Source organism: Amycolatopsis acidicola (genome assembly GCF_007713735.2).
GTDB classification, from domain to species: domain Bacteria; phylum Actinomycetota; class Actinomycetes; order Mycobacteriales; family Pseudonocardiaceae; genus Amycolatopsis_E; species Amycolatopsis_E acidicola.
In genome coordinates this window covers 13,925-28,895 of the sequence record NZ_VMNW02000103.1, presented here as the reverse complement: position 1 = coordinate 28,895, position 14,971 = coordinate 13,925, and the positions used below count along the sequence as shown (strand labels likewise).

The 14,971-nt window shown below is 71.0% G+C and carries 8 protein-coding genes; all 8 read right to left on the bottom strand.

Annotated features, from left to right (window positions below; all coding sequences use genetic code 11):
- Positions 1 to 192: 192 nt before the first annotated feature.
- Genes FPZ12_RS39335 through FPZ12_RS39300 form a run of 8 tightly spaced genes read right to left on the bottom strand, consistent with a single transcriptional unit; the run spans position 193 to position 14,872 of the window.
- Positions 193 to 1,536: an acetyl-CoA carboxylase biotin carboxylase subunit gene (locus FPZ12_RS39335; RefSeq protein WP_144755757.1), complete on the bottom strand. Its 1,344-nt coding sequence runs from the start codon at positions 1,534 to 1,536 to the stop codon at positions 193 to 195.
- Positions 1,533 to 2,000, bottom strand: a complete 468-nt coding sequence (locus FPZ12_RS39330) for an acetyl-CoA carboxylase biotin carboxyl carrier protein (protein ID WP_144755760.1) — start codon at positions 1,998 to 2,000, stop codon at positions 1,533 to 1,535. The genes FPZ12_RS39335 and FPZ12_RS39330 overlap by 4 nt, the downstream gene beginning before the upstream one ends.
- The gene (gene accD / locus FPZ12_RS39325) at positions 1,997 to 3,658 is read right to left on the bottom strand and encodes an acetyl-CoA carboxylase, carboxyltransferase subunit beta (RefSeq protein WP_144755763.1); all 1,662 of its coding nucleotides are present in this window, start codon (positions 3,656 to 3,658) and stop codon (positions 1,997 to 1,999) included. Before accD ends, FPZ12_RS39330 begins: the two co-directional genes overlap by 4 nt.
- Positions 3,655 to 5,172, bottom strand: a complete 1,518-nt coding sequence (locus FPZ12_RS39320) for a PfaD family polyunsaturated fatty acid/polyketide biosynthesis protein (RefSeq protein ID WP_243770260.1) — start codon at positions 5,170 to 5,172, stop codon at positions 3,655 to 3,657. The genes accD and FPZ12_RS39320 overlap by 4 nt, the downstream gene beginning before the upstream one ends.
- Positions 5,166 to 6,923, bottom strand: a complete 1,758-nt coding sequence (locus FPZ12_RS46745) for a hotdog family protein (protein WP_144755769.1) — start codon at positions 6,921 to 6,923, stop codon at positions 5,166 to 5,168. Before FPZ12_RS46745 ends, FPZ12_RS39320 begins: the two co-directional genes overlap by 7 nt.
- Positions 6,920 to 13,018, bottom strand: coding sequence for a type I polyketide synthase (locus FPZ12_RS39310; protein ID WP_150980707.1), 6,099 nt, complete (start codon positions 13,016 to 13,018; stop codon positions 6,920 to 6,922). The genes FPZ12_RS46745 and FPZ12_RS39310 overlap by 4 nt, the downstream gene beginning before the upstream one ends.
- 19 nt (positions 13,019 to 13,037) lie before the next feature.
- On the bottom strand, positions 13,038 to 13,634 hold the full coding sequence (locus tag FPZ12_RS39305) for an SGNH/GDSL hydrolase family protein (protein ID WP_144755776.1): 597 nt from the start codon (positions 13,632 to 13,634) through the stop codon (positions 13,038 to 13,040).
- 2 nt (positions 13,635 to 13,636) lie between these two features.
- The gene (locus FPZ12_RS39300; protein ID WP_144755779.1) at positions 13,637 to 14,872 is read right to left on the bottom strand and encodes an NAD(P)/FAD-dependent oxidoreductase; all 1,236 of its coding nucleotides are present in this window, start codon (positions 14,870 to 14,872) and stop codon (positions 13,637 to 13,639) included.
- Between the last annotated feature and the right edge of the window lie 99 nt (positions 14,873 to 14,971).

Genomic DNA, 14,971 nt, shown 5'->3' with positions numbered 1-14,971 from the left:
CCCCGATCCCCAGCCGTCCCTTGCGATCTTGGCGCTGGGTCAAGGCATCTTTCCCGCCTTGACGCAGTGACAAGATCGCGAACACTCAAAGATCGGGGCGGTGGTGGGGTGCACACAGCGCGCGCTACGCGCGTCCGTTGCTGCCCCAACGCAACCCGCTGCCCCAACGCACCCCCAACGCACCCCGCTGTCTCAGCGAAAGGAGCCCACAAACGTGGTGTCATGCGTGGCGGCGCGGAAGCGGGGGTGGTCGAGGATGTCGCTGAGGAAGTCCCGTGTGGTCGCGACGCCGGGGCCCGACAGCTGGATCTCGGCGAGCGCGCGGCGCATCCGGGCGATGGCGGACGGCCGGTCCGGCGCCCACACGATCACCTTGGCCAGCAAGGAATCGTAGAGCGGCGGCACCCGGTAACCGCGGAAGGCGTGGGTGTCGACGCGGGTGAACGGGCCGGCGGGCAGGACGCATTCCGACAGCAGGCCCGGCGCGGGGGCGAAGTCGCGCGAAGGGTCCTCGGCGTTGATCCGGCACTCGATCGCCACGCCGGAGAACCCCACGTCCTCCTGCGTGAAGCCGAGCGGTTCCCCTGACGCGACGCGGATCTGCTCGCGCACCAGGTCCAGGCCCGTCACCATCTCGGTCACCGGGTGCTCGACCTGCAACCGGCAGTTGACCTCCATGAACGAGAACCCGCCTTGCCCGTCGACGAGGAACTCGAACGTCCCCGCGCCGACGTAGCCCGCGGCCTTCGCGCCACGGACGGCGGCCGCGCCCATCTCCGCCACGAGCTCGTCCGGCAGCTCCGGCGCGGGCGACTCCTCCACCAGCTTCTGGTGACGCCGCTGGAGCGAGCAGTCACGCGCGCCCAGGTGCACGACGTTCCCGTGGTTGTCAGCCAGCACCTGGATTTCCACGTGCCGCGCCGACTCGAGGTACCGCTCCACATACAACCGGCCGTCGCCGAAGACCGCTTGGGCGTTCGCGCGGGTTTCGGCCCAGGCGCGGGGAAACTCGCCCGCCGAGTGGACGACGCGCATCCCGCGCCCGCCGCCTCCGGCGACGGCCTTGACGATCACCGGGTACCCGATCTCGTCGGCCAGCGCGAGCGCCTCCTCGGCGCTGTCGATCGGTTCACGGCTGCCGGGCAACAGCGGCAAACCGGCGTCCGACATGATCGCGCGGGCGCTCGACTTGTCGCCGAGGCGCGCCATCACCTGCGCGGGCGGGCCGATGAACACGAACCCCTCCGCCTCGCAGACCTCGGCGAAATCCGGGTTCTCCGAAAGGAAACCGTAGCCGGGGTGGATGGCGTCCGCGCCCCGCGCCCGCGCCGCCTCGATCACGGCGGGGATGTTGAGGTAGCTCTCCTTCGCCGGGCCGGGCCCGAGCTGGATCGCATCGTCCGCGAGGAGCACGGGCGCCGATCCGGCATCCACGTTGGAATGCGCGGCGATCGACCGGATGCCCAGCTCCCGGCAGGTGCGCACCACCCGCACCGCGATCTCGCCCCGGTTGGCGACCAGTATCGACGAGATCATGCGGCTTCCAGCAGCAACAGCGGCTGGCCGTGCTCGACCGCGGTGCCGTCCTCGACGAGCACCCGCACCACCCGGCCCGCCCGCTCGGCCTCGACCGGGATCATCAGCTTCATCGCCTCGAGGATCGCGACCTGCTGGCCGGGACGGATCGTGTCCCCTTCCGCGACGAACGGCGCCGCGCCCGGCTCCGGCGCGCGGTAGAACACGCCGACCGTGTTGGCGCACAAGGGAAAGGTGCCCGCCTCGGGCTCGGGGCCGGCCTCCACGGAGGCCGGTGCCGGGCGCGCCGCGGGCAGCTCCGGCAGGACAGCGGCCCCGCCGTCCCACTCGACTTCGACCACCATCGTCCCGCTGCTGACCCGCACCAGGCTCGGCGCCCTGCCTGCCTCCGCGGCCAGCGCGAGCACCTGCTCGCGCAGTACGGTCAGCACGTGGTCCACGTCCTCGTTGATCGCCGCGCTCATCGCGCGCCCTCCTTGGTTTCGTCCAGTGCCACACGGGGTTTCCCGAACCGGCGGAACCGCGCGCGTCGGCCGGTCACGAGGTTCATCTGGTCCAGCGGGAGCAGTTCGGCCAGCGTGCTGGTGAGCGCGTCGCGCAGCGCCGCGGCCGCGCCGAGGTGGTCGCCGCCGTGGTCGGGGACGACCCCGTCGACGACACGCAGGCTCAGCAGCGAACGGGCGTCCACGCGCAGCGCGGCGGCCGCCTTCGGTGCGGCGGCCGGGTCCTTCCACAGGATCGCCGCGCAGCCTTCGGCGCTGATCACCGAGTAGACCGCGTTGGCGCACATGAGAACCCGGTCGGCGAAGGCGAGCGCGAGCGCTCCCCCGCTGCCGCCCTCGCCGGTCACCACGGCGACCACCGGCACCGGCAACCCGGCCATCAGCTTGAGGTTCTCCGCGATCGCGACCGACTGGCCCTGTTCCTCGGCCTCGATTCCCGGATACGCGCCGGCCGTGTCGACCAGCGTGATCACGGGCAACCCCAGCTTCGCGGCCAGCCGCATCACGCGCGCGGCCTTGCGGTAGCCGGCGGGGCTGGGCATCCCGTAGTTCCGCGCGGACAACTCGGCCGCGGTGTGCCCCTTCTGCGTGCCGATCACGACCACCGGCACGCCTTCGAACCGGCCGAGCCCGGCGACCAGCGCGCGGCAGTCGGCGGAAGCCCGGTCGCCGTGTAGCTCGTTGAAGTCCTCGACCAGCAGCGCGATGTAGTCCAAAGTGGACGGCCGGTCGAGCTGCCGCGCCGCACGCACGCATTCCCACGGATCCCGCTCCGGCAGCTGCTCCGGCTCGGTCAGCAGCGCGCCCGAAACAGCCTGGTGCGGCACGCCTTCCGGCGCGCGGCTGGCCACCGAAAGCAGCTTCGCCAGCGTGGCACGCAGCTCGGCGCGCGGTTTGATCATGTCGACCACACCGTGGTCCAGCAGGAACTCCGCGGTCTGGAACCCGGGCGGCAGGGTCTGCTTGATGGTCTGCTCGATCACCCGGGGCCCGGCGAAGCCCAGCCGTGCCCCGGGTTCGGCGATGATCACGTCGGTGGAGGTCGCGTAGGAGGCGGCCACCCCGCCGAACGTCGGGTCGGTGATCAGCGAGACGGTCAGGATGCCGGCCTCGTCGAGCTGGTCCAGCGCCTGGCTCGTCTTCGCCATCTGCATCAGCGAGACGATGCCCTCCTGCATCCGCGCCCCGCCCGACGCGGTCACGATCACCAGGGGGGTGCGCTCCGCCAGGGCCACCTCGGCCGCGTGCGTGACCGCTTCACCGACGTTCGCGCCCAGGCTCCCGCCCAGGAACCGGAAATCCATCGCCGCCACGACCACCGGGTTCCCGCCGATCCGGCCGCGGGCACACACCACGGCCTCGGCCAGCCCGGTGCGGGCTCGGGCGTCGGCGAGCCTGTCGCGGTAGGGCTTGCTGTCGGTGAACTCCAGCGGGTCGCTGTCCGCGATGTCCAGCTCGATCACCCGCCCGGACCCGGTGTCGAGCAGGCTTTCCAGCCGTTGCGGGGCGGTCAGCGGCGCGTGCCACCCGCATTCCGGGCAGACACGGCCGGCGCGCAGAAAGCGCTTTCCGTAGAGCATCGCGCGGCAACTGCCGCAGATCAGCCAATCCGTCGTCATCGTGCTCCTCCTGACAGGGGGCTGGGCACATAACTCGCGGCCGTGGCGGGCAACCGGACCCCGGCGAGCCGCAGCTGGCCGACACGCGCGGTGACGGCGGCGCCGTGCATGAGCTGCGCGGCGATCTCCGCGACGTGCCGGTTCGCGGGCGCGGCGAGGTGGGTGCCGGTGACCCAGGTGTTGAACGCGCCCATCGCCGGACCGCACCAGATCTGGTAGTCCCCGGCCCGTTCCTCGACCCCGCCGATGCTCCACCCCGAGGAAAGCCCGAGGTACCAGCGGAACACCAGAGCCATCCGGCGCTTCGGGTTGTCCGCGGCGCGGGCGATCTGGTCCGGGTCGCGTTCGGTGAAGAACCGCACGCAGTCGGTCCACACGTCCTCCAGCGGGCGCTGGAAGATCCGCTTCTCCAGTTCGGCGCGCTCGGCCGCGGGCAGCGAGTCCAGCCCGTCGTAGCCGCGGTAGGTCTCGTAGAGCCGTTTGGCGCGGCCCGCGAACATGGTGCCGCGCTTGAGAACCTGGACGTGCACGCCCATCTCGAACATGTCGGCCGACGGCGCCATCTCGACATCCGCCACCCCGGCCGAGGCGAGCAGCCGCTTCGCCGCCTCCGACTGGTCTGCTTCCACCGACGCCTGGTTCACCGAGCCGGTGACCACATAGGACGCTCCGAGGGTGAACGCCGCCGCGGCCGCCGCCGGAGTGCCGATACCGCCCGCGGCACCGATCCGGACCGCCTTGGAGTAGCCCAGTTCGCGGTGCACACGGTCGCGCAGCGCGATCAGCTCGGGCAGCAGGACCACCAGCGGACGGTTGTCGGTGTGGCCGCCGGAATCGGCTTCGGCGGTGATGTCGTCGGCCATCGGGAACCGGCGGCCCAGCTCGGCCTGTTCCGGGGTGATCTCACCGGCGTCCAGGAGCGTCCTGATGAGACGGTCGGGCGCCGGGCGGAGGAAGTGCTCGGCGACCTCGCCCCGCGAGACCTTCGCGATCACCTTGTGCCGCGGGCCTGCGGCGGTGAGCCCCTTCAGCCGGTACCGCACGACCTGCGGGGTGAGGTCGAGGAACGCCGACGCCTCCACGCACCGGACGTCGTGCCGCAGGCAGGCGTCGACGATGGCCTTCTCCAGCGCCGGTTCGCTCGGGCTGTGGATGAGGTTGCAGGCGAACGGTTTCCCCGGGGCCTCACGGCGGATCGTGGAAAGCGCTTCCTCGATCTTCGCCGGGACGACACCGGCAGCGCCGTAGGAGGCGAGATAGCCCGCGCGAGCGAGCGCGACGACCATCCTCGCCGACGCGATCCCGTTGGCCATCGCCCCGGCGTGGTAGGCGTAGGAGACCCCGTGCTCCTGACGGAACTCGTTGTCCCCCAGCGAGTCCGGCCGCAAGGCGGGCACCGCCGTGAGCACCTGCGCCTGCCGTGCCTGCGCCTCGTCGGTCGTCATCGCGACGCCCTGGCCGTTCCGGATCACGTACAGCGAACGGTCCAAACGGGACAGTTCCGCGGTCACCACGGCTGCGCACCCCGCTCTCGCAACTCGATGGCGGCGTCGATCAGTTCGTAGATCCGCAGCCCCGGCTTCCACAGGCTGGCGTCCGCGGTCACCCGTACCCGGCCCGGCCCCCGCCGGACCTCCTTGATGTGCGCTTCGAGGACGCATTCCCCGTCGGTCGGCAGGAACTGGCCGCGGTACTTCCACGTGAACGGGTCACCGACCGGGACGACGAACCCGGCGTCGTGCAGGTCGTGCCCGGCGTCGAGGAGCCAGGCCTGCATGGCCTGCAGCACCGACTCCACCCCGAGCGAACCGGGGATCACCGGGTCCAGGTGGAAATGCCGCGCGAAGAACCAGTCGGCCGGGTCGATCCGGCGGACCGAATGCAGGTAGCCCTGCCCGTACTTGCCGCCGCCGTCCACGACGTCCACGTGGTCGAGCAGGGTGAGCTTGCCACTCGGTTCGATGTCGAGACGCCTGGTGGCGCTGGGGTTCTCGTCGAGCCAGGTCGGCACGGACTTGCCGGCGTCGAGGCCGGTCTGGTTGGCGAGCGCCTCGTCGCTGAAGTAGCCGAACATGGTTTCACCGCGGTAGAAGGGTTCGCCGTCGGTGGAGAGGGTGTAGGCGAAGTTCTGCAGGGAAGAACCGGGCAACAGCGTGGTGGACAGCAGTTCCGAGCTCTGGTGGATCGTCTTGTCCCGCAGATCCACCTCGCGCAGCACGGTGGCGGTGCCGCCGAGGTTGCGCAGGCTCATCGTCCGGTCCGGAGTGGACAGTGTGGGGCCGAGGTAGTAGCCGATCAGCAGGGCCGCCTGGAGCGAGGTCTCCATGTAGACGAAGTTGGGCATCGACTCGTTCGCGGTGTCCTGGTAGTACCAGGAGTCGGCCGGTGAGTCGTACTCGGTTTCGTACGAGGCGTGGTCGAGCTTCCCGCGTTCGCCCCGGATGTCGAGCACCCGGTCCACCAGCAGCAGCCCGCCGGTGGGCAGCCGCGTCGCTTTCCGGCCGGTGTAGTGCGCGAACTCGGGGCCCATCGCGATGCCCTGGTCGCCGCGCGCGAGGTGTGCCATGTGGAACTCGCTCAGCAGCGCGCCCTTGCGCCCCAGCCAGGGCACCGTGCCGCCGCGTTCCGGGCCGATCGGGGTGCCGGGCTTTTCCCTTACGGTGACGGTGATTTCCTGCGCTCCCGCACGGAGAGAGACCCACGGCCGGGGCACGAGGTCCGCCGCGGCGAACTCCAGCGCGAGCTCGCCACCGCCCTCGATCCGGCCTTCGGTGACCAGGGTCGCGTCCGCGAAGCACAGGTGCAGGCCCAGGTACAGCGCGAACAGCTGCGCCGCCTCGGCCACCGCATCGGCATACGCGCCCTGGTAGGAGGCCGTGACGCACTGCCGGTCCAGCTTCGCGGAGGTCAGCGCCTGGTGCGGGAGCCGGATGTCGGGGTTCGCACCCTGCTGGTCGTATGCCGGGCCGAAAACCCCGGCGATGTCGCCGGCCGCGAGCCGGGCGAGCTGGGCGTTGTCGAGTTCGGTCACGTCGGTGCGGGCCAGCGGTTTGAAAGCGCCTTCTTCGGCGGCAGCGGTCACGGACGGCCGGGGCGCGGAGCGGCGGCCGAGGGTGAGCAGTTGCAGGGCCGTCTGCGCCCGGAGCGCGCTGATGTGCGCCTCGGCCACGGCCTGCCGGAGCTCGCGCAGCGGGTTCCCGCTCGCGCGGACCGGTTCGGGCGCGGCGAGGTCCAGCGGTTCGCCGACGAATTCCAGGATCGTCATTCCGTCTCCTCCAGCCAGCCGCGGACGGCTTCCCGGAACTTCTCGGTCAGGTCCGGAGTGGACACCACGGTGACGCCCGCGAACCGTTGCAGCACACGGCCTTCGCCGTCACTGGCGGTCGCGGTCACGGTCACGCCGCCGGCGGACTTCCGCACGTCGTCGAGGACGAGGACGAACGGCTGGTCGTCGGGCAGCTGGGCGAAGTACTCGGCGAGCCCGATGCCCAGCGGCAGGCAGGCGCCGCCGAGGATTTCCTTGCCCAGCACGGGCGGGCCCTGCAGCAGCAGGTCCGCGAGCACCGGGCTGTGCAGCCTTCCGCCGAACGCGCCGTCGGCCACCGGTTCGTCAGCGAGGCGGCATTCCAGCACGAGTTTCCCTTCGGTGCGTTCGAGGATCCTGTGCATGCCCTGCAGCCGCGGGCCGTGGAACTGCGTGGCCTGGCGGTAGATCTCCAGGCCGTCCTCGCCGGTGCCGAAGGTGTACCTGTCCGTATTCGGCGACGGCTTCGCGGTACCGAGCACGAACGTCGCGGCGTAGTGCGAGGTGTTCTCGGCGGAGCGCACGGCGGCCCGCACGAGCACCGACTCGCCATCGACGGCCCCGGCCCGCGCCTCCACGCGAAGGTCGGCCGGCAGCTCGCCGTCGAACACGATTCCCTTGTGCACCTGGTAATCCCGGACCTCGACGACCTGACGGCCGGGGTGCGCGCGCTCCAGCACGTTGATCAGCCAGCCGAGCCCGAACGTGGCGGGCAGGACGGCGTGGCCGCCGATCCGGTGTGCCTGGATGACCGGGTCCTCGGGCAGGGTGCCGAGGTCACGGTACGCGGTGAACGCGGGGTGCGCGGTGAGGTGCTTCTCCGCCAGGGAAACGTCCGCGCCGACGAGCACGCAGGTCTCGTCCCGGTGCGCTTCGGTGAACTGGCCCACGAACGCGCGGGTGCCGTCGGCCGGGTCGAGCAGCGGGACGCCGCGGGCGGTGAACAGCTCGCGCAGTTCCGGGGTGACCATGCCGCCGTCCCAGGCGCCCCAGTCGATCGCGGTGACGTGGGCTTCGGGGTGGCGCGCCTTCCAGCTGGCGGCGACGCGGCACAGAGCCTCGTTCGCCGTCGCGTAGTCGGCCTGGCCCGAGTTGCCCAGTAGCCCGGCGACGGAGGTGAAGAACAGCAGGTGCCGCAGCGGGACATCGTCCAAAGCGGACAGTACTGCCTGCGCGCCGGCGAGCTTCGCGGAGAACACGCGCTCGATCTGCTCCGGTGTCTTGTCGGCGATCAGGGCGTCGGCGAGCACGCCGGCGCCGTGCACGAACCCGGTCACCTGGAACTCGGCTAGCGCTTCCTCGACCGCCGCCGCGTCGGTCACGTCGACGGACAGGTAACGGGCGCGGGTGCCGAGCACGGCGAGTGTCTCGCGGATTTCCCGCTGTGCCAGGATTTCCCGGCGAACGCGCTCGACTTCGCGCGGCGTCGGTTCGGGCAGGTTCGCGATGATCGCGGCCTTGAGGCCGGCGGCGCCGGACGCCCATTCGGGCTCCGGGGTCAGCGCGGTGCGGCCCAGCAACAGGAACTCCGCCGAGCTGCGTTCGGCCAGCGCTTTCACGCACAGCGCCGTGACGCCGCGCCCGCCGCCGCTGACGACCAGCAACTCGTCGGCGCCGAGTTCCACCTGTCCCGGTTCGTCCACAATGGAGGTTTCCTGGGCGGGCGCGTGCCTGCTGGGCACGACCGTGCAGCGGTTGCCCTCGGCGTCGACGCCGACTTCGAGGGTGTCGGTGGCCGCGTCGTCCAGCTCGTCGAGGAGCGCGTCCAGCGGGAGGGCCGGGTGGAGGTCCACGGCCCGGCAGAACAGCTGAGGTGCTTCCGCGGCCAGGGTTTTCACCAGGCCGCCGACTCCGCCGACGAGTGCCTCGGCCGGTTCGCGGGTGCCACTCCAGCCGAGTTCGCCGTCTAACCTCGTGAGGGTGACGAACGCGCGGCGCGTGCCGTTGCCATCGGTGAGGATCTTGAACGCCTGCTTGGCGATGAGGATCGCCTCGGCGAGGCGACCGGTGCTGACGGCCCAGTCGGGGTCGCCGTCGAGGACGACGAGGCAGAGGTCGACCGGGCCCGGGATCTCGTCGCGGTGCACGGTCCAGCCGCGCTGCTCCAGCGCCTCGACGAGGGTGTCGTCTCCGCCGAAGACGGCCGCGACGGGCTCCGGCCGGTAGGGCTGGGCGAGCCGGTCTATCGCGGGGAGCGCGACGAGCTCGACCCGGTGCCGGGGCGCGGCGGCCCCGGCCTCAGGCGCTTTTGGGGCCGCATCACCCGCGCCCTCGAGGTAGGTGAGGATCTGGTCGAGGGTGCGGAGTTCACCGAGTTGCTCCGGACCGATGTCCGGCAGACCCGGGAACTTCTCCTGCACCGCACCCAGCACCTGCACCCGCTTGATCGAATCCACACCCAGATCGGCCTCCAGATCCATCGACGGATCGATCATCTCGACCGGATAACCCGTCTTCTCCGCCACCACACCCAGGAGCACGTCACGCAAGCCGGTGGCAGGGGCGGTGGCTGGGGCTGGGGTGTCGCCGAGGAAGGTCAGGATCTGGTCGAGGGTGCGCAGTTCACCGAGTTGCTCCGGACCGATATCCGGCAGACCCGGGAACTTCTCCTGCACCGCACCCAGCACCTGCACCCGCTTGATCGAATCCACACCCAAATCGGCTTCCAGATCCATCGACGGATCGATCATCTCGACCGGATAACCCGTCTTCTCCGCCACCACACCCAGGAGCACGTCACGCAAGCCGGTGGCCGGGGCGCTGATCATGGCTTCCAGTTCGGCATCCACGTTCGCCGCCGGGAGCTGAGACGGGAAGGTGGCCACGGGCTCCGGCGCGGGCAACGGCGCGGGAGCGGCAAACGACGCCGGGGCAGGAACCGACGACGCGGGCAGTGGCGACGCGGGAACTGGCGACGCGGGAAGTGGCGACGGGGCCGCCGTGGGGAAGGAGCCTGTACCGCCCAGCTCCAGCTCCGCCAGGGTCGCGAGGATCTCGTTCGCCCTCGTGTGGGCCTGGCCGATCGCCACGCTCTGGTCCTTCACCGCGTTCACGGCGTCCGCGAGGGACGCGTCCACTCCCCCGTCACGGATCGCGGCGGCGAGCTGCTCCGCCACCCGCAGCTGCCCTTCGAGGTACTCGTTGTGCACCGTGATGTGCTGCTGCAGCGCGCCGTTCGACACCGGCGCGGGAGCAGGCGCGGGAGCGGCAGCGTGCGCGACCGGCACCGGGGCGGGCGGCGGCGTAACGGGCTGTTCGGGCAGGGCCACGCGATATCCTTCCGTCAAAGCGTTCTGGTAAGCCGCCCGCCGCGCCGCGGGCACGTATTCCGGCGCCGACAAGGTCACCTCGTGCCCCTTGGGCTTCGGCACCTCCAGCGCCGGCGCGTCGTACCGGTTGATCCCGGCCAGCGGCGCGCCGAGCACGGCCAGCCGCAGCGCCGCCTGCTTCAGCGCCACGTCGCTGTCGCCGAGCGGGCCTGCGTCGGTGGGGATGGCCACGACGTCCTCCCCCAGCGTCCGGCGCACCAGCGACGTGAGCACCTGCTTCGGCCCGAACTCCACGAAAACCGTGCAGCCCGAAGCCTTCATCGCCTCCAGGGCGGCGACGAACTCCACCGGCCGCAGCAACTGCCCGACCAGCGTCTGTCCATTCGCGACAGGATCGCCGCCGTACGAAGCGCCGGGCGAGTTCGCGTACACCGTCGCGCCGGGCTCTCCGATGTGGACGGACTCGACGGCCGGCCGGAAAGCCTCCACGGCGTGCCCCACGTACTTCGTGTGGAAGGCCGCCGCGACAGGCAGCTGACGCGCGGTCAGCCCACGCTCGGTGCACGCCTCGATCACCTTCGCGACATCCTCCGTGCCGCCGCCGACGACCACCTGGTCCGGCGCGTTGTGGTTGCACACCACGACTTCCGGGAACCCGGCGAGCAGCCCGGTCACCTGCTCGCGGCCGGCGCTGATCGCCGCCATCGTGCCGGCGTCCTCGCCGACCGGGACCATCGCCTGACCACGGGCACGGGCCAGCTTGAAGAAGTCCACATCGGACAGCGCTCCCGAAGCCCACAACGCGGTCAGCTCGCCGAAGCTGTGCCCGAGGTATCCGGCGCACTCCAGCCCCAGCTCACGCAGGAACCGGAACTGCCCGGCCGCCAGCGCACCGATCGCGGGCTGCGCGTAGTCGGTGCGGCGCAAGGCCGACTCCTGCTCCTGGCGCCGCTCCGCGTCGAACACCGGCGCCGGGAACATCACCTGCGCGAGCCGCCGTTCTGCACCCGCGAACGCCGCGTTCGCCTCATCGAGGGTGTCGGCCACGCGCGGGTTGTTCAGCGCGGCCTCCAGCCCCATGTCGAGGTACTGGCTGCCCTGCCCCGCGAACAACGCGCCGACCTTCGCGTCCGGCAGCGCGCTGCGTCGGAAGTACACGCCACGCGGATGCGACCATTCGTCCTCCGTGGACGAGAGCTGCGAGATCGCCAGCTCGCGCAACTCCGCTTCGTCGTCCGTGGCAACGAATCCCACGCGGGCATGGGAAGCGGGGATGTCCGCGCCATCCGTCGAGGGCGCGCCGGACTTCAGCAACTCCAGCAGCGCCGGGACATCCGAGGCGTGCCAGAGGTGCACGCGCGGGGTGCGGTGCAGGATCGGGCCGTGGTCGTGCTCTTCCAGCACCAGGTGGAAGTTCGTGCCACCGAAGCCCATCGCCGACGCGGCGGCACGGCGCGCGGGACGCTCCGGGTCGCGGATCCACGGGCGGGTCTTGACGTTGACGTAGTAGGGGCCGTCGGCCAAATCGACGGCGTGGTTGGGCTGCTCGACGTTGATGGTCGGCGGCAGCACCTTGTGGTAAAGCCCGAGCGCGATCTTCATCAGGCTCGCCGTGCCCGCCGCGCCCTTGGTGTGGCCGATCTGCGATTTGACGCTGCCCAGCGCGGCACCATGCCGCTCCGCGCCGGCCTCACGCAGCACTTCGCCCAGCGCGGTCAGTTCCGTCTTGTCGCCGACGGCGGTGCCGGTGGCGTGTGCCTCGAACAGTTCCACCGAAGCGGGCGAGCACTCCGCGTCGGCGTACGCGCGCTCCAGCGCCACGCGCTGTCCTTCGGCGCGCGGGGCGTAGATGCTCTTGGAGCGGCCGTCGCTGGACGAGCCGAGACCGCGGATGACCGCGTAGATCCGGTTCCCGTCGCGCTGGGCGTCTTCCAGGCGGCGCAGCGCCAGCATGCCGATGCCCTCGCCGAGCAGGGTGCCGTCGGCGTTGTCGTCGAACGGGCTGATCCGGCCACTCTTCGAGAGCGCGCCGACCTTCGAGAAGCACAGGTAGATGAAGATCGTGTTCTCGGTGTCGACGCCGCCGGTGATCATCGTGTCCGCACGGCCGTCGACCAGCTCCGCGATCGCCGTGCGGATGGCCGAAAGCGAGGCCGCGCAGGCGGCGTCCACAGTGGAGTTCATCCCGCCGAGGCCGAGCCGGTTCGCGACGCGGCCCGCGACCACGTTGGCCAGCAGGCCGGGGAAGGAGTTCTCCTCCCAGGGCGCAAACGCTTGCACGTACTTGGCCGAGATCGCGTCGGCGTCCTCATCGGACAGTCCGCAGCTGCGCACGACCTCCTTCAGCACCGGGGTGGACAGCCGCGCGGCGAGCGGGTGCATCAGCGGCACCGGTCCGGTCGTGCCCAGCACCACGCCGGTGCGGGCGGGGTCGTACCACTCGCCGTCCGCGCCGGCGTCGCGCAGCAGGTCGCGGGCCACGCCGAGGCTCAGCGTCTGCATGGTGCTGGTGACCTCGAGCTGGTTGGGCGGCAGGCCGAACTCCACCGGGTCGAAGTCGACGTCGGGCAGGAAGGCGCCGCGCCGGGAGTAGGTCTTGTCCGGGGCGGCGGGGTCGGCGTCGTAGTAGTCCTCCAGGCTCCACCGCGACTCGGGCACGTCCTCGGTGCAGTCGGTGCCGTCGACGATGTTCTGCCAGTACTCCCGGTGGTTGCGGGCCATCGGGAACAACCCCGACATCCCCACGATCGCGATCGGATTGCGCGCCAGCCGGCGGTCCACGCTCACTGTCTTCCCTTCGGGTTTCTCAGGCCGCCATCGCCAGCGCGGCGACGTTTTCGGCCATGGATTCGGCGAACACGCGGTGACCCAGCGGGCTCGGGTGCAGGCCGTCGGCGGACCACATCTCCCGGCGCCGCCACTCCGGCAGGCGCTCCAGCTCCAGCCGCAGCGTCCCGGTCAGCGCGCAGACGTCGGCCAGCGCCTCGTTCGCCTCGGCGAAGCGGGCGCGCAGCAGACGGCGGAAGCTCTCGGGCACCGGCAGATTTCCCGGGATGTCCGGGTATCCCGCGGTGAACACCGTGGTGTCCATTCCGCTCAGCGAAGCGAAAATCGTGTGCAGGTTGCGCCGGAAGCGATCCCGGTCGTAGTCCTGCACGAGGTCGTTCACCCCGGCGATCACGCCGATCAGCGGCGGTTTGCCCGCCAGCGCCCGCGGCAGCTGCTTCGCCACCACGTCCGCGGTGGTCGCCTGGTAGGTGCCGAGGTTGCGCACCGCGGCCGCGGGCAGCCGCAGCAGCCCCGCGAACCGCGGCACCCACCCGGCGTAGCCGCCCCCGGCGGCCGGGTCGCCCCGGCCCTCCACGAAACTGTCGCCCAGCACGGTCAGCCTGATGGTCGCCATCGTCATCCCTCGGTGAGAACGCGCTTGTCCCGCGGCACGCCCACCTCGTCGTAGAGCTGCTCCAGGTTGTGCGGGGCGAAGAACTCCTCGCCCGGGTAACCGCCCGCGATGAGCCCGAAGAACTTCTTGATGTACGAAGGACTCTGGCTCGTCGCGCTGAACACCGCGTCGTAGTACGGGCTCAGCTTCAGCCCGGCGAGGCTGCAGGTGAGCTTGAAGGTGCCCGCGCTCTCCGCGTCGCGGATCTTCTCGTACTCGGCCAGCGCCTCCTCCAGCGCGACCTCGCCGGACAGCGCGCTGTGCAGCTTGTTCGCCAGCACCTCGCCGTACTTGAACGCGTCGGTGATGCCCCAGCCGGTGAACGGGTCCTTGTGGTAGCCGGCGTCGCCGACCAGCGCCCAGCCCGGGCCGTACGAGCGGCGGTAGTAGTTGTCCGGATACCGCATGGGGCGGAAGGGTTCCTCGCGGTTGCCCTGCTCGCGCAGCTGCTCGCCCATGGCGGGGTCGATGTCGTCGAAGATGCTCTGGAACTGCCCGTCCGGGTCGCCGCGGAACTCGGAGAACCGCTCGCGCGGGCGGATGATCGCCAGCAGGTTCAGCCCGTCGTTGGTGGGCCAGGTGCCGAACTGCTGCTCGCCGAACCCGGTGCGGTGGTGCATGCCCCAGTCCAGGCCGCTGTAGTACGAGTAGTACACGAAGCCCGCGGCGGGCTCGTGCCGGTAGGTCTCGGCCCCGGTCTGCCGCGCGACGACCGAGTTCGCGCCGTCGGCGCCGACGACCACCTGCGCGCGGAACTCCAGTTCGCGCCCGTCGGCCTCCTTGCCGCGCACACCGACCACGCGCCCGTCGTCGAAAACCAGGTCCGACACGGTGAACCGTTCGATCACCTCGGCACCGGCCTCGCGGGCGGCGTCGACGAGGATCGCGTCGAGCACGGTGCGGCGCGGGCAGTACACGGTCTCGAGGCCATCGATCGGGTCCGCGAACCCGCGGATGTCGATGCCGGTGTAGGTGAAGTTCAGTTCGGTGATGGGCGTCGTCCCGGTCGCGATGACCCGGTCGAGCAGGCCCCAGTCCTTCAGCCGGGACAGCCCGGCCTGGTGCAGGTAGTGCGTGGACACGGTGTCGCTGGGGAAGCTCGCGCGGTCGAGCACGAGCACCCGGTGCCCGCGCCGCGCCAGCAGCATGGCCAAGGGCGATCCGGCGCAGCGCGCGCCGACGACGATCACGTCATACATGGGAATTCTCCGCTTCCGTCACACGCGGCGGGTTACGTTTTCGATTTTCGGCGGCCACCGGAATCCGGGCAACGGCGCGAGCCCGGTCCCGATGGCCCG